Origin of the sequence: Aliirhizobium wenxiniae (assembly GCF_019511445.1) — a bacterium.
Classification (GTDB): domain Bacteria; phylum Pseudomonadota; class Alphaproteobacteria; order Rhizobiales; family Rhizobiaceae; genus Neorhizobium; species Neorhizobium wenxiniae_A.
Window position 1 is genome coordinate 185,781 of the sequence record NZ_JAEUAN010000008.1, and the last position, 19,425, is coordinate 205,205.

A 19,425-nucleotide genomic window follows, 5' to 3' on the forward strand; every position below is an offset into this window, starting at 1 on the left:
GTTCTACGTGCATCCGGCTTTAGACAATTTCCGGAGCCGACACCGGCTCGCTTGCTCAGCTAAATCATGGACAGGCTCTGGGGGAACTATGACCGATCCACTACCACGCAACGGCAAGGTTGCGCTGATTACAGGTATTACGGGCCAGGATGGCTCCTATCTTGCTGAATTGCTCCTCAGCAAGGGATATGAGGTCCACGGCATCAAGCGCCGCGCGTCTTCCTTCAACACCTCCCGTATCGATCACATCTACGAAGACCCGCATCGTCAAAACCAAGGCCTGAAACTGTACTACGGCGATCTGTCGGACACTTCAAACCTGACCCGTATCATTCGCCATATCGAGCCTGACGAAGTCTACAATCTCGGCGCTCAGTCCCACGTTGCAGTCAGCTTCGAAGCACCGGAATATACGGCCGATGTCGATGCGATTGGAACCTTGCGGCTACTGGAAGCAATCCGTTTTTTGGGGCTGGAGGAAAAAACGCGCTTTTATCAAGCATCGACTTCCGAACTTTACGGTCTCGTACAAGAGACCCCGCAGCGAGAGACGACGCCGTTCTATCCGCGCTCTCCATACGCGGTGGCCAAGCTTTACGCCTATTGGATCACCGTCAACTACCGCGAAGCATATGGGATGTATGCCTGCAACGGCATCCTCTTCAATCACGAATCTCCTCGTCGAGGGGAGACATTCGTGACCCGAAAAATTACGCGCGGTCTCAGCAATATCGCGATGGGCCTCGAATCCTGCCTGTTCATGGGCAATATCGACAGCTTGCGCGATTGGGGACACGCCAAGGACTACGTCCGCATGCAATGGATGATGCTGCAACAGGAAACGGCCGAGGATTTTGTCATCTCGACGGGGCTACAATATTCAGTTCGAGAGTTCATCTGCTGGACGGCCAGCGAACTTGGTGTGACGCTGGAGTTTTCCGGCAGGGGCGTCAATGAAGTGGCAAGGGTCGCCGCCATCAGGGGCAATATGGCGCCGGCCCTGAAAGTCGGCGATCTGGTTGTCCGGATCGATCCTCGTTACTTCCGCCCGGCTGAAGTCGATAGTCTTCTTGGCAGTTCCCAAAAAGCCAAGGAAAAGCTCGGTTGGGTGCCGGAAATCACGGCGCGTGAAATGTGCGCCGAAATGGTCACCGAGGACCTTAAAGCAGCTCGGCGTCATGCACTCCTGAAGAAACACGGTTTGGCTCTTCCCGTCTGCGTGGAGGAATGACGATGGCATACGATCTGATGGGCAAGAGGGTTTATGTCGCGGGCCATAGCGGCATGGTCGGATCGGCAATTGTCCGCCGCTTGGCTACTGAAGGTTGCAAGATATTGACTGCGAGCCGTGCCGAGGTCGATTTATCGAGACAGTCAGACGTAGAAGCCTGGATGGAGAAAAACCGTCCTGATGCCGTTTTTCTGGCGGCTGCGAAAGTCGGGGGCATTCTCGCCAATGACACCTACCCGGCAGACTTTCTCTACCAGAACATGATCATCGCAGCGAACGTAATTCACAGTGCTCATGAGGTCGGCGTCGAGAAGCTGCTTTTTCTCGGATCCTCGTGCATCTACCCAAAATTCGCCGAGCAGCCGATCCGCGAAGAAAGCCTGCTGATGGGTGCGCTTGAGCCAACCAATGAGTGGTATGCAATCGCCAAAATAGCGGGCGTAAAGCTATGCCAAGCCTACCGACGTCAACATGGCGACGACTTCATTTCTGCAATGCCGACCAATCTTTATGGTCCTGGCGACAATTTTGATCTGAAGTCCAGTCACGTCATACCGGCATTGATCCGCAAAGCGCATGACGCGAAACTTTCGGGTGCGAGCGAGCTCGTCATGTGGGGGACAGGTACGCCTCGCCGGGAATTCCTCCATGTCGATGATTGTGCGGATGCCTGTGTGCACCTGATGAAGACCTATTCCGACGACCTTCACGTTAATGTCGGATCTGGGGACGAGCTTACGATATTCGAGCTGACACAGCTTGTGGCCCAGATCGTCGGCTTCGAAGGGAAGATCAGATCCGACCCGACCAAACCGGACGGATCGCCACGCAAGCTGATGAGTGGTGAAAAACTGCGAGCACTTGGCTGGACACCGAAAATCCCGCTTAGGGTGGGTTTGGCTGACGCCTACACGGCTTTCCTTGAGAGCACGCAAGTGGATCGCAAACGGGAAAATGTCGCAAACCATCATGGCCTCTGCGACATTTGAGGACGTTAAACAACCCGAGAGTTCAGCTGGTCTTGCTCGTCCAAGATATGATCAAGTCGCCCCATCAGCATGGAGAAGAAGCTTCATCGCCGGTCGCGCTCAAACCGTTCCACCAACGTGGCCACAGGCAAGGCCGCAATAATCAAAACCACTCCAAGGACAACCTGGATTTCAGGCACGTCATCGAAAAAGATGTATCCGCTTGCCGTCGTGAAGACGATGGAGAGATAGCTGATCGGGGCAAGGTGACTGGCATCGGCCATGCGGTAGGCGCGCAGGAAACAATATTGTCCGAGTTGTGCCAGCAGCCCAATGCCGAGCAAAGGCAGCCAATCGAACGGTCGCACGGGCTGCCACGTCAGAAGAGCCGGCACGGCCGTCACCACCGCAAGTCCAACCGTGTAGAAAAGCATCATGACAGTGGTGCTTTCCTCCTTGAGTGCACGCGTCTGGATAATCGCAAGCGCCCCGAAGAAAACCGAAATGAGCACAATGAAAACATTGGCATCAAAGCCGCCTGCCCCGGGGGCGATGACAACAAGTACACCGACAAAAGCTAAGGCCGCGCCAAGCCAACGAATGTGGCTCACCCGTTCTCCCAGGAGTAAAACGGCCATGAGCATTGTAACCATGGGGCGCGAGAAGCCAACTGCATTGACCGTTGAGAGCGGCAGAAGCGTGATTGCCCAGAAGTTGCTGGTAAGCGCCACCGCATTGCAGGTGATCCGAAAGACGTTACGCCAGGGATGCTTTATGACGCGCATGTCAGCACGGTGATGCCACATCAGTGGCAGGATAAAAATGAGGCCGATCATGGCCCGGATAAAGACAAGCTGAAACGCTGGGTACGTGGCGCCTTGTGACTTGACCAGCGCCGTCATGCCACCTGCCACCAATGTCATATCCAGCATCAGCCAGGCAAAGGCGACACGGATGGGTTCCGGCGGCGACCGCCCGCGATGTTGGGGGGCGCTCATCGGAGCGCTCACATTGGCTGAACGAGATTGGCCATCAGGCGGAAGGCACCGGGTACCAGCCTGTCCATCTGGTGATGCAGCACGAGGCTGAACTCGACGCTCATGCTCTTGAGGGAGATCTTTCCCGCTTCACCACGATTGTCATTGGTATATTCGCTTTCGGGCTTCGCCAGGATCTGCAGGCGGCGACACGGCGGCTGCATCGTTTTGTTGAAGATGGGGGCCACCTCGGGTTCACACAGGCCGCGCTTGATCTCCTGATGCGTTATCCTTGGCCAGGCAATGTGCGCGAACTGAAAAACGTCGTCGAGACTGCCGTTGCGCTGGCGCCTGATCAGATCATCGATATCGAAAGCCTTCCTGTCGGATTGCGTGAATCCAGCACACTCGTGTCGCGGCCCGGAAATTTGAAGGAAACGGAAAAAGAAGCGATCATGGATGCCATGCGCCTTTTCGCCGGCAACGCCACCCGAGCGGCACGGCATCTCGGAATAGCACGCTCCACGCTTTACCTGCGCCTTTCCGAATATGGATGGGGGCGTTAAATATCGTTACGCCGCATAAGCGTGTTCGAAATTTTGACGCAATCGACGGTACCACTCCACCGGACCTAACGCGCTCTGAATTCGCGACGTGACAGAACGACGCCGCGATCTTGCTTGCGCTGCCGCGCGACATAAGCAGACCAAGCTCTGATCTTCGACAGGATCAGAGCTTGGCTTATCGATGCCAATCGCTCAATCGCGATATATGGCGGTGTGGATAACGCCATCAGTGCCGCACCAGGCGCGATACATGCCGGGGCTGTTGAACGGTAGCGCGATATTGCCCTTGGCATCGACGGAAATCAGTCCGCCCGATCCACCGATGACGTCGAGTTCGCTGACAACCGAGCCTGCCGCGGTTGCGAGATCCTGACCTGCCCAGCGCATGCGCGCATCGATTTCATGACCAACGGCCTGGCGGATGAAATATTCGCCATGCCCGGTCGCCGAAATTGCCGCCGTCGCATCATCCGCCCATGTGCCCGCTCCGATAACCGGGCTGTCACCGACACGGCCGGGTGTTTTTGCCGTCATTCCGCCAGTCGATGTCGCCGCAGCGAGGTGGCCGAAGCGATCGAGCGCGACCGCACCGACCGTGCCATGCTTGCGGGCCGGATCGCCGTCATCTGCAGCCCCCGATTTGCGGCGTTCCATTTCAGCGTTCAGGGCGTTCAGGCGCTGTTCGGTGCCGAACCATGCGGCATCCTGCATTTCCAGATCAGCGGTCTCGCAAAAGCGTTTTGCGCCGTCACCGGCCAGAAACACGTGCTCCGTCTTCTCCATCACCGCACGAGCGGCAAGGATGGGGTGGCGAGGGCCGCAAATGCCGGAGATCGCACCGCAATCGCGTGTCGCGCCAGTCATGATGGCGGCATCCATCTCATGCGTCGCATCGGTGGTGTAGACCGCGCCGCGCCCGGCGTTGAAAAGCGGATTGTCTTCCAGTTCCATCACAGAGGCCGTGACGGCATCGAGCGAGGTTCCGCCACTCTGCAGAACGGTAAGACCTGCCTCGAGACAGGCGCGTAAGGCAGCATGATAGGCGGCCTCGCGCTCCGGCGTCATGTTCGCTTTCAGGATCGTGCCGGCGCCACCATGCAGCGCGATAACCGGTGTTGCTTCAGGCATTTCATTCCTCGAAACTTGATTGCATCTCTTATCGCCCGGCTATCGCAGAGCAAAACTCATGGCGGAAAGGGCTGTCATCCAGCCGATCACTTCACCCATGTCCTTGCAGTCGAACCCGACCGTCCGCGCATCCACGCGTCTTGCCGGTGGCAGCACCGACATCTGGTCTGCAAGCGCTGCATTGTTCATCACGAACTCGACCTTGTGAGGCCCCGGTAGCGAAAAGATTTTCTTGGTTCCCGCCTCACGCACGGCCCGGATCGCGGCATCCTTCAGCATGGAGCGGGCACGATGGACGGAAACCTGACGTGCTGCGCGCTGGCCGAAGGACTGCTTGACGACGACGAATTCTGCATCCGGGAAGAAACCTGCATTTTCGTCGCGCGTGCAATCGTCACCGGACACGAGGCCGACAGGCACGCCCAGTTCTCCGGCATAGGCGCCGTAAATGCCCGGTTCGCCGTAGGGCACGCCATCGACGCGCACCTGCGCGAAGGCAAAGCCGTTGGTAGTATGCGCCAACACCCCGCCTCTGCCCGCCATCGAATGATGGCCGACCATGAAGAAGAGGTCAAAATCGGCGGTCAGCCCACAGGCCATGTTCATCGGCTTGGGTTTGCCGAGGATGAGGTCCGCCGCCGGATGCAGGATCGCAGGCAGGATGTTGGTCATCGGCCCGTGGGAATCGTTGACCACGATTTCCTCGACGCCGGCTTCGACCAATCCCTCGACAACCGCATTGACCTCCTCGGTCATCAGGACGCGGGCTTTTTCGTATTCCGCATGGCCGACCTGCCCCTGAACCGAGGCGACGACGCCGGCAATGCCTTCGATATCGGCGGAGATGTAAACGCGCATGATCTGATGCTCCTTAGCCGCGCAGCTTGGGATCGAGCGCATCGCGCAGACCGTCACCAAACAGGTTGAAGGCAAGCACGGTCACGAAAATCGCAATGCCGGGAAACAGCGTCAGGTGGTCGGCAACGCCCATATAGGTACGCCCATCGGCCAGCATCGCGCCCCATTCGGGACTTGGCGGCTGCGCACCAAGGCCGATGAAGGACAGGGCAGCCGCAGTCAGGATCGACGTGCCGATGCGCATCGAGAAATAGACGATGACGTTGGGCAGCGTGCCGGGCAGGATATGACGCAGCATGATGACACGATCGGCAACGCCAATGGCGCGCGATGCATCCACGTAAACGGCCTGCTTCAGCTGCAATGTCGTTCCGCGTGCCAGACGTGCAAAGACGGGAACGGAGAAGACCGCAACCGCATAAATGACATTGGTGATGCCGGGGCCGAGAATGGCGATGACGGCAATCGCCAGCAGGATGCCGGGGAATGCCAGCAGCAGGTCGCAGATCCGCATGATCAGCGAATCCACCCAGCGGCCGTAATAACCCGATATGATGCCGAGCGTCACGCCGACGAGAGCACCGAGCGTGACCGACAGGAAGCCAACGGCAAGCGAGATCCGCGCACCCCAGATGATGCGGCTGAAGATATCGCGCCCATAGGCATCGGTTCCGGCCAGATGCGCGGCAGTCGGCCCTTCCAGCACGGCATTATAGTCAGGCGCGCTCGGATCGAATGGCGCAAGGAATGGCGCAAGAGCGGCGGCCAGAACCATGGCGACGATGAACAGCAGTGCGATCAGCGCGACCTTCTGCTTCTTGAAACGCCGCCAAAATTCCGACAGCGGCTTGCGCATTTTCTGGGAGGGCGCCTCGACGATGGTTGTCGCACTCATTTGTAGCGGATCTCCGGATTTGCGAAGGCGTAAAGCACATCAACCAGAAGATTGATGAAGATGAACTGCAGCGAAAACAGCAGGATCAGGGTCTGGATGACCGGATAGTCACGATAGGAAACGGAATCGACCAGCAGTCGACCGACGCCCGGCCAGGAGAAGACGCTTTCCACGACGATCGAACCGCCAAGCAGGAAGCCGAATTGCAGGCCGACCATGGTGATGATCGGGATGAGCGCGTTGCGCAGCGAGTGCTTCCAGATGACCTTGCGTTCCGGCACGCCCTTGGCGCGCGCCGTGCGCACATAGTCTTCGCGGGCGATTTCGATAAAGGCCGAGCGGGTGAACCGCGCCATCACGGCTGCAACGCCGACGCCGAGCGTGAACGACGGCATGATGTAATGCTGCCAGGTGCCGTAACCGCCGGTGGGAAGCCAGCCAAGCCGGACCGAAAAGAGGTTGATCAGCAGCAAGCCCAGCCAGAATGGTGGGAATGAGATGCCGGAGACGGCAATGATCATGCCCGTATAATCCGGCCAGCGCCCGCGTTTAACCGCAGAAATCACCCCTATCAAAAGACCGAGAAGCGTCGACCACAGCATGGCGAAAACGGTAAGCCATACCGTCGGCATCAGGCGTTCGCCAATCTCTTCCGCCACCGAGCGGCGCGTTTTCAGCGACATGCCGAAATCGCCCTGGAGCGAGCGCGTAACGTAGCTGGTAAATTGCTCGATCAGGGGCCTGTCGAGCCCCAGCGACGAGCGAACGGCAGCGACATCCTGCGGGCTGGCATCGGGGCCGGCGACAAGCCTTGCCGGATCACCCGGCAGCATATGCACGAATGCGAAGACGCAGATCGTGACCATCAGGATGACGGGAACGGTCGCGACCAGCCGTTTGATGAGATAGGCAAACATGGATTTCCTTCCAGAAAAGCCGTGCTGGCCCCGTTAAGGAGCCAGCACGCCGGTCATGCGCAGTTATTCGGAGATAGCTGCTTCTTCCAGCAGGAAGCCGCGATCCGGCAGCATGTAGACGCCGGAAAGGGTCTTGCTCTTTGCCGAGATGTTCTGGTTGACGCCGAGGAAGATCCACGGAGCGCCTTCCCAGGCAACCTTCTGCGCCGTCGCGTAGAATTCAGCACGCTTGGCGTTGTCGGCCGTGCTGATCGCGCCTTCGATGGCGGCGTTGACCTTCTCGTCGTTGAAATAGGCAACGTTGAACATCGCAGGCGGGAAGCTCTTGCCGTAGAGCAGCGGGCGGATACCCCAGTCTGCATCGCCGGTAGAAGCGGACCAGCCGCCGTAATACATCTTCACGCCGGCATCTTCAGGCTTGTCGACCGACCACAGTTTCTGCGCGGCAACGCCGGCTTCGAGCGGCGAGACATTGACCTTGACGTTGATCTGCGCCAGCTGCTGCTGGATGAACTGCATCGCACGAATGGCTTCCGTGTTGGAGCCGGCCCACAGTTCCGTCTCGAAACCGTCTTCGAGACCGGCTTCCTTCATCAGTTCCTTCGCCTTGTCGAGGTTGAAGTCGTAATTGCCGGCCGGAACGTGGAATGCCAGGTTTTCCGGGATGATCGAATCCACCGGCTTGCACATATCGTTATAGACGATCTTGCAGAAAGCCTTCTTGTCGACTGCGTAGTTCAGCGCCTGGCGAACGCGGACGTCATCGAACGGCTTCTTCAGGTTGTTCATCGAAACATACCACTCGACGATCGACGGCGCCTTTTCGACGTCTACCTTCGGGTTCTTTTCGGCAACATTGATGAGTTCCGGCGGGAAGGACGGAACGAACTGGGCTTCACCGGTCTGCAGCATGGCAAAACGGGCACCGGATTCCGGAACGGAGCTGATGGTAATGCCGTCAACCTTCGGCAGGCCTTCTTTCCAATAGCCTTCGTTCTTGACGACTTCGAGCTTGTCGGCAGACCAGTTCTTGAACTTGAACGGACCCGTGCCGACCGGGTTGCGGCCGATGTCCTTGCCGTATTTTTCCAGCGCAGCCGGGGAGATGATCATTGCGCCGGGATGGGCGAGCGACGGGATCATGGCGCCGAAGGGCTCTTTCAGGACCAGCTTGACGGTGCTGTCGTCGACGACCTGCACTTCCTTGACCATCGAGACAAGGCTGCGGCGCGACAGCTTGTTGTCCGGGTTGGCAAGACGCTCGATGTTGATCTTGACGGCGGTAGCGTTGAAATCGCTGCCGTCGTGGAACTTGATGCCCTTGCGCAGCTTGATGGTGAATTCGGTCGCCGTATCGTTGGCTTCGTAGCTCTCGGCCAGAAGAGGCTGGAGCTTCATGTCCTTGTCGAAACCGAACAGTCCCTGGTAGATCATGCGCAGCGAGGTCTGCGACAGGGTGTCGTTGACGTTGCTCGGATCGAGACCCGTCAGGTTGTTCTGGATGGCAACGGTAAGGGATTTCGCCCAGGCTGCGCTGGGCAGAATGAATGTCGCGGCGAGCGCCGACGATATAAGAATTTTCTTCAGGTTCATTATTCTTCCTCTCTGAAAGTTAGTGGAAATCGCCAACTGCATGGCGGGCGACGAAGTGCCCCGGTTCGACCTCGACAAGCGGCTTGACGACAGGCATGTCGTTGGGAGCACGTATCGGGCTGGGGATCTCTCCCTCAATCAACGGACGTCCACGATCACGTCGTTGAGGGTCGGCGATGGGGACCGCCGAAAGCAGGCGGCGCGTATAGGCGTGCTGAGGGTTCTCGAATATCTGGCGACGCTCGCCGATCTCGACGATCTGGCCGAGATACATCACCGCCACACGGTGCGAGATGCGCTCCACCACCGCCATGTCATGGCTGATGAAGATGTACGAAAGTCCGCGCTTTTCCTGCAACTCCATCATCAGGTTGATGACCTGCGCCTGGATGGACACGTCGAGGGCCGCAACCGCCTCGTCGGTAATCAGAATATCGGGATCTCCGGCCAGCGCGCGGGCAATGCAGATGCGCTGACGCTGTCCGCCCGAGAACTGGTGCGGATAGCGGTGCGCATGCTCGGGCTGCAGCCCGACATCCTTCAGCAACTGAATGACGCGCTCCTGAACAGCATCGCCCTTTGCAAGACCATGCGTGATCAGCGGTTCGGCGATTGAGAAGCCGACCGTCAGGCGGGGATCGAGCGATGCGAAGGGATCCTGGAACACATACTGGATCTTGCGGCGTGTCGCCTTCTTCTCTGCACTTCCCAGCTTGAAGACATCCTTGCCGCGGTAGACGACCGAACCTGATGTCGCTTCCTGCAGCATCATCAGCGTGCGGCCGGTGGTCGACTTGCCGCAACCGGATTCGCCGACCAGCGCCAGCGTTTCACCTTGGCGCAGGTCGAAATTCACTTGCTCTACGGCATGCACACGTCCGGCAAGCTTTGAAAACAGTCCCTTGCGGATATCGAAGCGGGTTACGAGATCACGAACCTGAAGCACCGGCTCCGGCGACTTGATCGTATCCTGCGGCGGATATTCGTCGAAACTGTCCATGCCGTTTCCGGCATCGGCCTTGAGCTGCGGAAAACGACGCGGCAGGTCTTCGCCGTTGAGCGCGCCAAGCCGCGGGACGGCCGCCAGAAGCGCACGCGTATAGGGGTGCTGCGGCGCCTTGAAAATCTCCTCAACCGGGCCTTCCTCGACCTTTTCGCCATGGCGCATGACAAGAACCTTGTCGGCCACTTCCGCCACCACGCCCATATCATGGGTAATGAAGAGAACAGCCATGCCCATCTCTTCCTGCAGCAGGCGGATAAGCTTCAGGATCTGCGCCTGAATGGTCACGTCGAGCGCAGTTGTCGGCTCGTCGGCAATCAGCAGGCGCGGCTTGCACGAGAGCGCCATGGCGATCATCACGCGCTGGCGCATGCCGCCGGAAAGCTGATGCGGATGGCGGTCGAGAATGCGTTTCGCATCGGGGATGCGCACCTTTTCCAGCATTTGAAGCGCTTCGGCCCGTGCCTCTGCCGCCGAGCAATTCTGGTGCAAGCGCACGGCCTCGGCAATCTGCTCGCCGACCGTGAAGACCGGGTTCAGCGAGGTCATCGGCTCCTGGAAGATCATCGCGATGTCATTGCCGCGAATGGCTTCCATCGTATCGAGCGGAAAACTGGTGAGATCGCGCGTCACGCCATCGCTGCCGGTGAAATTTACAGAACCTTCGACGATCTTGCCGCCGCCGAACTCGATGAGCCGCATGATGGCGAGCGAAGTGACCGATTTGCCGGAACCGGATTCGCCGACGACTGCCAGCGTCTCGCCCGGCTTGATCTCGAACGACAGGCCCTTGACCGCGCGAAACGTGCTTTCGTCACCCTTGAAATCGACACTGATATTTTCGACATGAATGATCGGCTCTTGCATCACGTTACTCGACTTCACTGTCATTCATGTTTCCCGGTTTGGACAACGGCCGACGTTCATCGTCCGCATAGAGATACGGCATGAGCGAATGCGCCATGGAGGCTGCATCCGACACGCTCTGGTGATGTGCCGTGATGACGGCGATGAGTGCTTCGAAGACGGCAAGTGCCGCAATCGGCGAACTGTGCAAAACTGGGTGGCTGGCCGGAACGAGGATCGTTTCATGGCCGAGCGCACAAAGCGGCGACGAGGCGCTGTCCGTGACGACGACGCAATGGACGCCGCGTCCGCGGGCAATTTTCAGGAAATCCAGCGTTGCCTGCGAGTAGCGCGGCAGGGCCATGGCGATCACCATGTCTTCCGGGCCGAACCGCAGCATTTTCTGCGCGTCGCGCTCCAGTCCGCCCGTTCCGTTGAGGATCACCTGCGAGCGGACGACTGACACCGTCTTGTCAGCGAGATATTGCAGCATATTGGCGCTGACGCCGAAGCCGAGAAACCCGACGCGCGGTGCACTCACCATGCGCGCAGCGATCTCTTCCCAATTGACGTCGCCGCATGTCGCGGAAAGCTGTTTCACCGCGCTGGCCGCATTTGCCAGCGAGTCCTCGACGATCTGTTTGGGTGGAAACTGGCGGGCCCGGTCGACGTTTTCGACAGGCCGCAGCAGTGATTGATAGCCCTGCACCGCAAAACCGCGGAATTCGGCAAAGCTGCCGCATCCCAGGGCGCGAACGAAACGGGTAATCGTTGCAGGCGAGGTCTCGGTCGCATTGGCAAGGTCCTCAATACCCATTGTTGCGACATGAAAGGGATTGGCAAGCACGAAATCGGCAATCTTCTGCTGATTGGCAGTCAGGCTCCCGCGGTTCGTCTCGATTAGGATCGCAAGATTCACGATGTTCCCGTTGTCCCTTTTATCATGAAAAAATAGATATCTGCATTTTAGAGAAATGAAAATATATTTTCACTGCGTGCGGCGTATTTTTTAAACAATCCATTAATTTGCTCGATTATTGCGCAATTCGCCCGGATTTTCGGCACGCGGGCACCAAAATCCCGTCTCATTGACTTCGGTTTGTGAGGAGATTGGCTTCACAATCCTCCCCGAATGCGCAAACGACATCGGCCTGCTCTCATGCAAGCAGACGCGATATCGATGCGGGCAGCAAGGGAGCCTGCTCTACGTCCAGGCGTAGCGCACGATATGGAAAAAGACGGGCGCGGCAAATACAAGGCTGTCGGCCCGGTCCAGCATGCCGCCATGGCCTTCGATCATGTGGCCCCAATCCTTGACGCCGCGATCACGCTTGATGGCGGAAGCGACAAGGCCGCCGAAAAAACCCATGACGCAGGAAAGCGCTGCCAGTGCCCCGGCTTCCAGCGGAGAAAAGGGTGTCAGCCAGTAAAGCCCTGCTCCCATCAGCGATGCGCAGGCGATCCCGCCGATCAGGCCCTCCCAGGTTTTCGATGGCGAGATGCTGGGGGCAACCTTGTGACGACCGAGAAGCTTGCCAAAGACATATTGCAGCACATCGCTGCCCTGCACCGTCGCGATCAGGAATGCGATCAGCAGCAATCCGCGCCCCTCATTGCCCGGAATGGGCAAGGTCACCAGCGCCGGCACATGGCTGATGCAGTAGACGGAAAGCATGATGCCCCATTGCTGTTCGCTGACCCGCTCGAGGAAACGGGACGTGTCGCCGCGCATCGCCGTCAGCGCCGGCATCGCCAGGAAGCAATAGACCGGGATAAAAATCGAATAGAGTCCATACCAGTCGATCCAGATCAGATAATATTGCACCGGGTTGATGATCAGGAACATGCCGAGCAGCGTCCAGCGATCCGCATGACGGGTATTGGTCAGCGTCACATATTCACGCAGCGCGGCAAAGGAGACGAAGGCAAAAAGCAGGATCACCCCGCCTGTGCCAAACAGGAAGGCGAAGCTGATGCCTGCCACCATGATCCACCAGGCCTTGATCCGCGCGTTGAGATTGTCGAGCGTCGACCGCAGCGGCTTCGGGCTGCGCCAGGACAGCACGCCCGCAACCACGCTTGCCGTCAAAAGCACGCCGACCAGACCGATAAAAAGGCGCGTCGTGTCATCGCTCATCGGCTGTTTCCATCTTTTTGGGGTGCAAGCGCAAGAAGAGCCTGCCGGGCGCGGTCGAGAAAGATCTTGCGGTCTTCGCCTTCGTTGAGCATCACCGACTCACCAAAAACGACCCGGCAGAGAAGCGGGATCGGCAGAAGTGCGCCCTTGGGCAGCACACGCGACATGTTCTCGATCCAGCAGGGCACCAGTTCGACATCCGGCCGGGCTGCCGCAAGATTGTAGAGGCCGGACCGAAACCGCAAAAGCGGCTCCTCCGTCATGTTGCGCGTGCCTTCCGGAAAGAAGATCAGCGATTGCCCCGTATCGAGTGCATCGAGCATCACCTGCATCGGATCGGCCGTTCGCTCGACCCAGTTTCGCTCGACAAGCACGGTGCGCAGCAACCGGCGGGAAATGAACTGGCGCACACGGCCAGAACCCCAGTAGTCCGCCCCGGCAACAGCCGCCGTCCGGCTGCGCTCGAAAGGCGTCAGGCAGGTCGAGACCAGAATGAAATCGCCATGGCTGGCGTGATTGGCGAAATAGATGCGCTGGCGGCCATTCGGCGCCGATCCCGCCCATATCGGTCGCACGCCGGTCACCGCGCGCGCAAGAACGGCGAGCAACGAGCCGGAGGCGATCTGAAGCAAGGATGCGCCACCTCTCATTGGGAACCTCCATTCACCGCATCGAGCAGAAGAATGCCGTAAAGCGCAATGCCGGCGACAAGGGCCAGCCACTGCAGCAGAATAAGCCGACGGCAGCCGGAAAACCGCTGCGACAGGGATGCCGGAACAGCGGGCTTCTCCCTCAGTCCCATTCGCGCCAGCGCGGCATCGATCGCAGCCAGGCCCGCCTCTTCGCCATCATGCGAAAGGGCGATGCGAAACAGCGCGGCATCGAACAGGAGATGAACCGCCAGTGCGAGGGAGACAAGGCAAAAGGCCAGCAGCAACAACCATCCGAGTGCCGCGCCAAACCCATGAGCGCCTGCCGTCAATGGTGCGACGGCCAGCAGAAACAGGGCGACCAAGCCACCGCCGATGCCGTCATAGCACAGCCGCCGGACCGCCCTTGCCGTTTCCGTCCTCCAGTCGCTCATCGCGCCGCCTCATCGATTGCCTGATAAGCCTCCGGCTTAAGATGAACAGGACGACCGAGCGCCTTGATTTGCTTGGCCGCTGCGGCAGCATCGGCCGCATGGCCGGATCGCACGAGCCAGCATGCGACGACGGCCGCACTGCGCTGAAAACCGAGTGCGCAGCAGACGAGCACGGGACCGCGACTGCGAGCTTCCTCAACAGCAACCGCCCCGTCGCGAATGCTCGCCACAGATAGTGGCAGCAGGTCGAGCGACGGTATGGCACGCCAATTAAGACCGGCAGCGCAGGGCACCGGAAATTCAGCGGTCATGTCGACGACCGAGGCATAGGCAGCGAGCTCGCCACGGCCCGGAGCACGTCCGAGGAACACTCCGTCGCCAATTTCGACCGCAGCTGGGAGCCTGTGCGTCCACCACCAGCGGTTCACGCGCGCACCAAAGCGATAGGGCCAGAGCAGAAAGCGGCTCGCAAAGCTTGTCACCCCGCCTCCTTGCTTTTGAAAGACCTGAGGTCCCGCGCCGGCATAACCGATGGCGACGAACGCCAGGGCCAGGCTCGGCCACAACCACAACAGGCCCGCACCGTTGCTGTGCACCGAAACCACCGCAATCAGCAGGAAGATTGTAGCGCCGATCGCATAAACGATCGCCAGCCGCCACGCCTTTCGATCATTCGTAAGGCGGAAGTCAGCAAGCGGCGAGGCTCTATCTGCCGGAAACAGCCAGAGCGCGAACAGGCCGAGCAGTGCTCCGGTCGGAATGTCGATGACATGATGCTGCCAGGTGGTGAGCACCGAAAGCCCGATCAGCAGGCACCAGATATGCCAGACTGTGCGCGTAAAACCTTTCAGGCGGCGGCGCCAATGATCCCAGATGATCACCAGAAGAGCGATATGCAGTGACGGCGCCTGGTTGAACGGCTTGTCGAAACCGCCGAGAACGTCGAACATGAAGCCTGGAAGACCATCAGTTTGCGGCCGGACGAAAATCGCCTGCAAGGGAAACGCGATAAAGCAGATGACCGCCACGATTTGCGCCGTCAGATACCGGCGCGCCAGACGGCCGACATCCTGTGGCGTATCGTTGACGAAGAGAGACAGCGCATAGAACGCGTTGATCGACCAATAGGGAATGATCGTCCAGGCGAAAAACGGAATGTGCTTTTCCCAGTCGAAGGCAAGGTTCGGCACATCGGCGCGCAGTGAAGCCAGCCAGTTCGCCACGCCATAGGTGAGATAAAAGAACGGAGCGAGGAAAAGCAGCCAAAGCGCTGCCGTTCGCATCACAGCGCTGCGCGTACCAACAGGAACCGATGTAACCGCCTCCCCCATACCGACCTCAGATACGCTCGGCCAGCGACACGGTGAAAATGCCCCATTTATCGATACGCTGCTCGATCTTGCGGAAACCGGCAGCGGCGACCAGCTGGTCCATTTCCTGCTGGGTGCGCCGACGCATGATCCAGGCCTGACCGCCACGATGAGACGTGAGCGCCCGCGCGATCATCTCAAGCTGCGGATGCCATGGCTGGCCGGTATAGAGCAGCAGCGATCCCGGCTCCAGCGCCTGTGAAAGACCGCGAAGCGAGGCTTCGATCGCATCATTATCCGGGAACAGTTCGTATAGGCCGGAAACCACGGCGAGCGTCGGCCTCGGCTCGATCGAAGCCAGTCCGGCCGTATCGAAGGCATCGGCACGATGGAAGCTGGCTATATCACTCAGAACACGCTCTGCGATAAGCGCCGTGCCCTTTTCGACATTGATCGGCGAATAATCCTGCAGCCGGATACTGTCCGGCTTCACGTCGGATGCCGCCACTGCATCGAGAATATAGCGTCCGTGACCGGCCGCGATATCGAGCACCCGTACCGGCTTTTCTTCAGCTTTCAGGCGCGCAAACGCCTTGCCGATCAGCTCTTCCAGATGCACCTTACGCTGCCGGATGCCGCGCCAGCCGATCGCATCGAGAAACTGCCGGTCGATCAACCGGCCACCAGGACCAAGGCCCCGCGCATCGTTCTCATAGATGTAATCGAGTGTCGAACCAGAATCGAAACCGGTGCGCAAGCCCGTCCTGATACCCTCGGAGAAGAGACCGCCTAAGCGGATCGAGGCACGCGTCAAAGCCCAATAAAGTCCACGCAGCGAGCTAATCGGCAGCGGTGTCGCCAACCTATCGGCTTCGTCGCGGCTGTAACCGGAAAGATGCGCCTGCCGAAGATCAGCGACGACCGGCGCGTCCTCGAAACGTTCGATGATAAACGAGCGCACCTTTTTCACGGCCTTGGCCCGATCCCGTTCGCCCAGCGTATCGTGATAGAAACCGGGCAGCACATGACGTTCCTTAATCGTGCTGCCTAGGTTTTCGAAAAAGCGATGCTGCGGCGCGTGCCGTACGACGAAATCGCTGCCGGAAATCAGCAATTGCGTCGGTACCGTGATCGCACGGGCGTCCGCGACGACCCGGTCGGCGGCCTCGTACAGCTCCAGAAGAATGTTGGAAGCGATCGGTCGGGTAATCAGCGGATCGCTCTCGAAGGATGCGATGCGCTCGGCATCATGCGTCAGGAACCGTGCCTTGACATAGGAATTGACGAAGAACGTGCCTTTCAGCTTCTGCCACAGCGCAATGCCTTGCCTGGCGAAAGGGACGTAAAGCTTGACGTCGAAAGCAGGCGAAGCCAGCACCAGAGCGCGGATGCCAGGCGCGTAGTCATGTACCCAGGTGGATGCGAGTACCGCACCGACGCTTTGGGCTACAACCGAGACCTGATCCATGGCAAAGCCGCCAGTCTCGCAGATATGGCGAATAAAGCAGTCGAGATCGCGCACCGAATGCGCAAACGACGGCGAGTGGCCGCGCTCGCCGGGAGAGCGGCCGTTCCCTCGCGCATCCCAAGCGTAGAAGGCGAAATCGTCTAGACCGAGTTCTTCGACCAGATGAGCGACCCTGCCGCCATGCTCGTGGCCGCGGTGCAGAAGCACGATCGCACCCTTCGGCGTGCCGGAGCGGGCGGGCCAGTAGCGATAAAAGAGTTCGACGCCGTCATGGCTCGCAAACGCGGTTTCGATCATGCTTTTGTCACTCCCGCCCATCTGTTCCGTAACCCTATACGAATGAATGCCCCAGTTTTGCAGTTGATTTCTTCAACTTGCGTCTGCATTTGTTGAATGCAATCAAGCGGATTCGAGCTTTCATGTCGATCTACAAACTGAAGTCGTCATTCCAGGCCCTTCTTCGCCCGCTGGTCGTGCGGCTTGCGGCAGTCGGCGTCACCGCCAATCAGGTGACACTATTCGCCTCGTTCGTTTCCGGGGCGATCGGTATCGTATTGATCATCGAGCCTCTGCCGGCGCTGTTTGCGCTCGTACCGATCTGGATGTTTCTCCGCATGGCCTTCAATGCCGTCGATGGCATGCTGGCGCGCGAACATGGCCAGCAATCAGCGCTTGGCGGCTATCTCAACGAGATTACCGACGTCGTGTCCGACGCAGCGCTCTACATCCCTTTCGCACTGGTTGCTCCCTTCTCCCTGCCATGGATCGCAGCCATCGTCTTTCTAGCCGTGCTGACGGAATTTGCCGGTGTTCTCGGCATCGCGCATGGCAAGGGACGCAATTATGAAGGGCCGATGGGCAAGAGCGACCGCGCCCTGCTCTTCGGAGCCTTGGGAGCGCTCTTTGCCATATTCGAGACCCTGCCCGACTGGACATGGCATATCCAGCCCATGGCCTGCGTCCTGCTGATCTGGACGGTAGTGAACCGGGTGCGGGCCGGCCTGGTCGATCCGCGCTGATCAGTTAAGGCATATCAGCGCTTGTCGCCGAAACGGCGCGCCGTGGCGCGACCGGTCACCTGCTCCCAGTGTTCGTCTGCGCGCCGCTCGAAAGTTCCTGCATCGCGCGCATCGCTCTGGTAGAAAGCGCCGCGCGGCACGTCCGGCGCATAGACCTGATCGCTCCAGCCGCGACCATCGTCATGCGGAAAGGCATAACCGACATGACCGAGCGCCGCCGCTCCCTTGTAATGCGCATCGCGTAAATGCATCGGCACGGCTGACGGTGCCTCGCTTGCCACATGGGCAAGCGCCAGCGAAATGCCGCGGCAGGCGGAATTCGATTTTGGCGCGCGCGCCACATGCAGGGCTGCATGCGCCAGCACGATCTGCGCTTCCGGATACCCGATCTTCTCCACCGCATGAAGTGCGGCAACGGCCGTCTGCAGTGCGGTATTGTCCGCCAGTCCGACATCTTCCGAGGCGTGGATCATGATGCGGCGAGCGATGTAGCGCGGGTCTTCGCCGCCATGCACCAACCGCGCCAGCCAGTAAAGAGTTGCATCCGGGTCAGAGCCGCGCATGGATTTCACGAAGGCCGACACCACGTCGTAATGCGCGTCACCGGACCGGTCGTGGTTGACCGGCGCTGCCGAATAGGCTTCGTCTACCATCTCCTCCGTGATCACCACCGGCCTGGCCGATGGGTGGCCGACGGCAAGGCTTTCGAGCACGGTGAGAGCACGACGCGCGTCCCCGCCGGAGCGACCGGCAATACGCCGCAAGAGCGCCGGCGCAAGCTCGATCGCAATGCCTTTGCCGGCAAGATGATCGAGACCACGGCGCACGACCTCTTCCATCTCCTCGATCGCCAGGGGTTCGAGCTTCAGAATGGTCGAGCGGGAAATCAGAGCGGGCGTCAGTGTGTGATAGGGATTACCGGTCGTCGCCCCTATAAAGTCGGCAATCCCTTCCTCGCAGAGCGCCAGAAGATGATCCTGCTGCGTTGCGCTGAAGCGATGCACCTCGTCGGCGAACAGCAGCGTCGGCCGCATGCGCGCCTCGTCGGCGATCTTGCGGATATCGGCAACATTGTTATGCGCCGCATGCAGCGGCCTGAAATTCTTGCCCAGCATGTTGCCGATAGCGCGGGCAATCGAGGTCTTCCCAAGACCGGGCGGACCGTAGAGGATGATGCTGCCCAACCGTCCGGCCGCAATGCGGCGACGCAGCATCGTTCCTTCTCCGAGAACATTCTTCTGACCGATAACCTCATCGAGCGTCGCCGGGCGCAATTCTGCCGCAAGCGGCATGGAGCCGGTGCGGGGTGCGGCATCGAAAAGATCAGACATGCTAGCCTCGTAGAAGTAATTTCCACTCCGCGGTAGCATCTGCACTGCTGCCCGGCCGGATATTACTCGTCTATCGGTCCGGGCGGATGGGGTC

18 protein-coding genes and 2 pseudogenes are annotated in these 19,425 nt (G+C 59.4%); 6 read left to right on the top strand and 14 right to left on the bottom strand.

Going from position 1 to position 19,425, the window contains the following annotated elements; all coding sequences use genetic code 11:
* The first annotated feature begins 88 nt into the window (after positions 1-88).
* A complete protein-coding gene (gmd, locus tag JNB91_RS12300; RefSeq protein ID WP_220325846.1) occupies positions 89-1,231 on the top strand; it encodes a GDP-mannose 4,6-dehydratase in 1,143 nt (380 codons plus the stop codon).
* Between the two features lie 2 nt (positions 1,232-1,233).
* Positions 1,234-2,220 (top strand): GDP-L-fucose synthase, encoded by a 987-nt coding sequence (gene fcl, locus JNB91_RS12305; protein ID WP_275957785.1) that lies wholly within the window; start codon positions 1,234-1,236, stop codon positions 2,218-2,220.
* A gap of 83 nt (positions 2,221-2,303) precedes the next feature.
* On the opposite strand, the gene JNB91_RS12310 is transcribed toward fcl, so the two are convergent.
* On the bottom strand, positions 2,304-3,197 hold the full coding sequence (locus JNB91_RS12310) for a DMT family transporter (protein ID WP_220325802.1): 894 nt from the start codon (positions 3,195-3,197) through the stop codon (positions 2,304-2,306).
* On the opposite strand from JNB91_RS12310, the pseudogene JNB91_RS31620 reads away from it, so the two are divergent.
* From JNB91_RS31620 to JNB91_RS31880, 3 genes and pseudogenes are all read left to right on the top strand, one after another.
* Positions 3,182-3,427 (top strand): annotated as a pseudogene (locus JNB91_RS31620) (hypothetical protein); the annotation flags it as partial. The gene JNB91_RS12310 and the pseudogene JNB91_RS31620 overlap by 16 nt on opposite strands.
* Positions 3,428-3,439: 12 nt before the next feature.
* Positions 3,440-3,568 (top strand): annotated as a pseudogene (locus tag JNB91_RS31845) (AAA-type ATPase lid domain-containing protein); the annotation flags it as partial.
* A gap of 18 nt (positions 3,569-3,586) precedes the next feature.
* Complete coding sequence (locus JNB91_RS31880) at positions 3,587-3,742, top strand: helix-turn-helix domain-containing protein (protein ID WP_479683728.1); 156 nt, start codon at positions 3,587-3,589, stop codon at positions 3,740-3,742.
* A 192-nt stretch (positions 3,743-3,934) separates the two neighbouring features.
* Here the strand turns inward: JNB91_RS31880 and JNB91_RS12325 are convergent, their stop codons facing one another.
* The 12 genes from JNB91_RS12325 to JNB91_RS12380 form a co-directional block, all read right to left on the bottom strand.
* Complete coding sequence (locus tag JNB91_RS12325; RefSeq protein WP_220325805.1) at positions 3,935-4,870, bottom strand: isoaspartyl peptidase/L-asparaginase family protein; 936 nt, start codon at positions 4,868-4,870, stop codon at positions 3,935-3,937.
* 39 nt (positions 4,871-4,909) lie between these two features.
* A complete protein-coding gene (locus JNB91_RS12330; RefSeq protein WP_220325806.1) occupies positions 4,910-5,728 on the bottom strand; it encodes a M55 family metallopeptidase in 819 nt (272 codons plus the stop codon).
* Between the two features lie 13 nt (positions 5,729-5,741).
* A complete protein-coding gene (locus JNB91_RS12335; RefSeq protein ID WP_220325807.1) occupies positions 5,742-6,623 on the bottom strand; it encodes an ABC transporter permease subunit in 882 nt (293 codons plus the stop codon).
* Positions 6,620-7,540: a glutathione ABC transporter permease GsiC gene (gsiC, locus tag JNB91_RS12340; protein WP_220325808.1), complete on the bottom strand. Its 921-nt coding sequence runs from the start codon at positions 7,538-7,540 to the stop codon at positions 6,620-6,622. Before gsiC ends, JNB91_RS12335 begins: the two co-directional genes overlap by 4 nt.
* 63 nt (positions 7,541-7,603) lie before the next feature.
* Complete coding sequence (locus JNB91_RS12345; RefSeq protein ID WP_220325809.1) at positions 7,604-9,133, bottom strand: glutathione ABC transporter substrate-binding protein; 1,530 nt, start codon at positions 9,131-9,133, stop codon at positions 7,604-7,606.
* Between the two features lie 19 nt (positions 9,134-9,152).
* Positions 9,153-11,027 carry an ABC transporter ATP-binding protein gene (locus JNB91_RS12350; RefSeq protein WP_220325810.1) on the bottom strand — a complete coding sequence of 625 codons (1,875 nt, stop codon included), beginning with the start codon at positions 11,025-11,027 and terminating at the stop codon, positions 9,153-9,155.
* The gene (locus tag JNB91_RS31415) at positions 11,008-11,901 is read right to left on the bottom strand and encodes a MurR/RpiR family transcriptional regulator (RefSeq protein ID WP_220325811.1); all 894 of its coding nucleotides are present in this window, start codon (positions 11,899-11,901) and stop codon (positions 11,008-11,010) included. The genes JNB91_RS12350 and JNB91_RS31415 overlap by 20 nt, the downstream gene beginning before the upstream one ends.
* Positions 11,902-12,186: 285 nt before the next feature.
* On the bottom strand, positions 12,187-13,119 hold the full coding sequence (locus tag JNB91_RS12360; RefSeq protein WP_220325812.1) for a phosphatidate cytidylyltransferase: 933 nt from the start codon (positions 13,117-13,119) through the stop codon (positions 12,187-12,189).
* Complete coding sequence (locus tag JNB91_RS12365; RefSeq protein ID WP_220325813.1) at positions 13,116-13,769, bottom strand: lysophospholipid acyltransferase family protein; 654 nt, start codon at positions 13,767-13,769, stop codon at positions 13,116-13,118. Before JNB91_RS12365 ends, JNB91_RS12360 begins: the two co-directional genes overlap by 4 nt.
* On the bottom strand, positions 13,766-14,203 hold the full coding sequence (locus JNB91_RS12370) for a hypothetical protein (RefSeq protein ID WP_220325814.1): 438 nt from the start codon (positions 14,201-14,203) through the stop codon (positions 13,766-13,768). Before JNB91_RS12370 ends, JNB91_RS12365 begins: the two co-directional genes overlap by 4 nt.
* Positions 14,200-15,534 carry a phosphatase PAP2/dual specificity phosphatase family protein gene (locus tag JNB91_RS12375; RefSeq protein ID WP_220325815.1) on the bottom strand — a complete coding sequence of 445 codons (1,335 nt, stop codon included), beginning with the start codon at positions 15,532-15,534 and terminating at the stop codon, positions 14,200-14,202. The genes JNB91_RS12370 and JNB91_RS12375 overlap by 4 nt, the downstream gene beginning before the upstream one ends.
* Before the next feature lie 7 nt (positions 15,535-15,541).
* The gene (locus tag JNB91_RS12380; protein ID WP_220325816.1) at positions 15,542-17,278 is read right to left on the bottom strand and encodes a bifunctional alpha/beta hydrolase/class I SAM-dependent methyltransferase; all 1,737 of its coding nucleotides are present in this window, start codon (positions 17,276-17,278) and stop codon (positions 15,542-15,544) included.
* 122 nt (positions 17,279-17,400) lie between these two features.
* Between JNB91_RS12380 and JNB91_RS12385 the strand changes: the two genes are divergently transcribed.
* Positions 17,401-18,000, top strand: coding sequence for a CDP-alcohol phosphatidyltransferase family protein (locus tag JNB91_RS12385; RefSeq protein ID WP_220325817.1), 600 nt, complete (start codon positions 17,401-17,403; stop codon positions 17,998-18,000).
* A gap of 14 nt (positions 18,001-18,014) precedes the next feature.
* On the opposite strand, the gene JNB91_RS12390 is transcribed toward JNB91_RS12385, so the two are convergent.
* Positions 18,015-19,331, bottom strand: coding sequence for a replication-associated recombination protein A (locus JNB91_RS12390; protein ID WP_220325818.1), 1,317 nt, complete (start codon positions 19,329-19,331; stop codon positions 18,015-18,017).
* Positions 19,332-19,425 lie beyond the last annotated feature (94 nt).

Bases quoted from the DNA above. Each gene is read 5' to 3' on its own strand.
- JNB91_RS12380 (WP_220325816.1), bottom strand. From the start codon at position 17,278: ATGATCGAAACCGCGTTTGCGAGCCATGACGGCGTCGAACTCTTTTAT.
- JNB91_RS12370 (WP_220325814.1), bottom strand. From the start codon at position 14,203: ATGAGCGACTGGAGGACGGAAACGGCAAGGGCGGTCCGGCGGCTGTGC.
- JNB91_RS12330 (WP_220325806.1), bottom strand. From the start codon at position 5,728: ATGCGCGTTTACATCTCCGCCGATATCGAAGGCATTGCCGGCGTCGTC.
- JNB91_RS12345 (WP_220325809.1), bottom strand. From the start codon at position 9,133: ATGAACCTGAAGAAAATTCTTATATCGTCGGCGCTCGCCGCGACATTC.
- fcl (WP_275957785.1), top strand. From the start codon at position 1,234: ATGGCATACGATCTGATGGGCAAGAGGGTTTATGTCGCGGGCCATAGC.
- JNB91_RS12310 (WP_220325802.1), bottom strand. From the start codon at position 3,197: ATGAGCGCCCCCCAACATCGCGGGCGGTCGCCGCCGGAACCCATCCGT.
- JNB91_RS12365 (WP_220325813.1), bottom strand. From the start codon at position 13,769: ATGAGAGGTGGCGCATCCTTGCTTCAGATCGCCTCCGGCTCGTTGCTC.
- JNB91_RS12350 (WP_220325810.1), bottom strand. From the start codon at position 11,027: ATGACAGTGAAGTCGAGTAACGTGATGCAAGAGCCGATCATTCATGTC.
- JNB91_RS12375 (WP_220325815.1), bottom strand. From the start codon at position 15,534: ATGGGGGAGGCGGTTACATCGGTTCCTGTTGGTACGCGCAGCGCTGTG.
- JNB91_RS12390 (WP_220325818.1), bottom strand. From the start codon at position 19,331: ATGTCTGATCTTTTCGATGCCGCACCCCGCACCGGCTCCATGCCGCTT.
- JNB91_RS12335 (WP_220325807.1), bottom strand. From the start codon at position 6,623: ATGAGTGCGACAACCATCGTCGAGGCGCCCTCCCAGAAAATGCGCAAG.
- gsiC (WP_220325808.1), bottom strand. From the start codon at position 7,540: ATGTTTGCCTATCTCATCAAACGGCTGGTCGCGACCGTTCCCGTCATC.
- gmd (WP_220325846.1), top strand. From the start codon at position 89: ATGACCGATCCACTACCACGCAACGGCAAGGTTGCGCTGATTACAGGT.
- JNB91_RS12360 (WP_220325812.1), bottom strand. From the start codon at position 13,119: ATGAGCGATGACACGACGCGCCTTTTTATCGGTCTGGTCGGCGTGCTT.
- JNB91_RS12325 (WP_220325805.1), bottom strand. From the start codon at position 4,870: ATGCCTGAAGCAACACCGGTTATCGCGCTGCATGGTGGCGCCGGCACG.
- JNB91_RS12385 (WP_220325817.1), top strand. From the start codon at position 17,401: ATGTCGATCTACAAACTGAAGTCGTCATTCCAGGCCCTTCTTCGCCCG.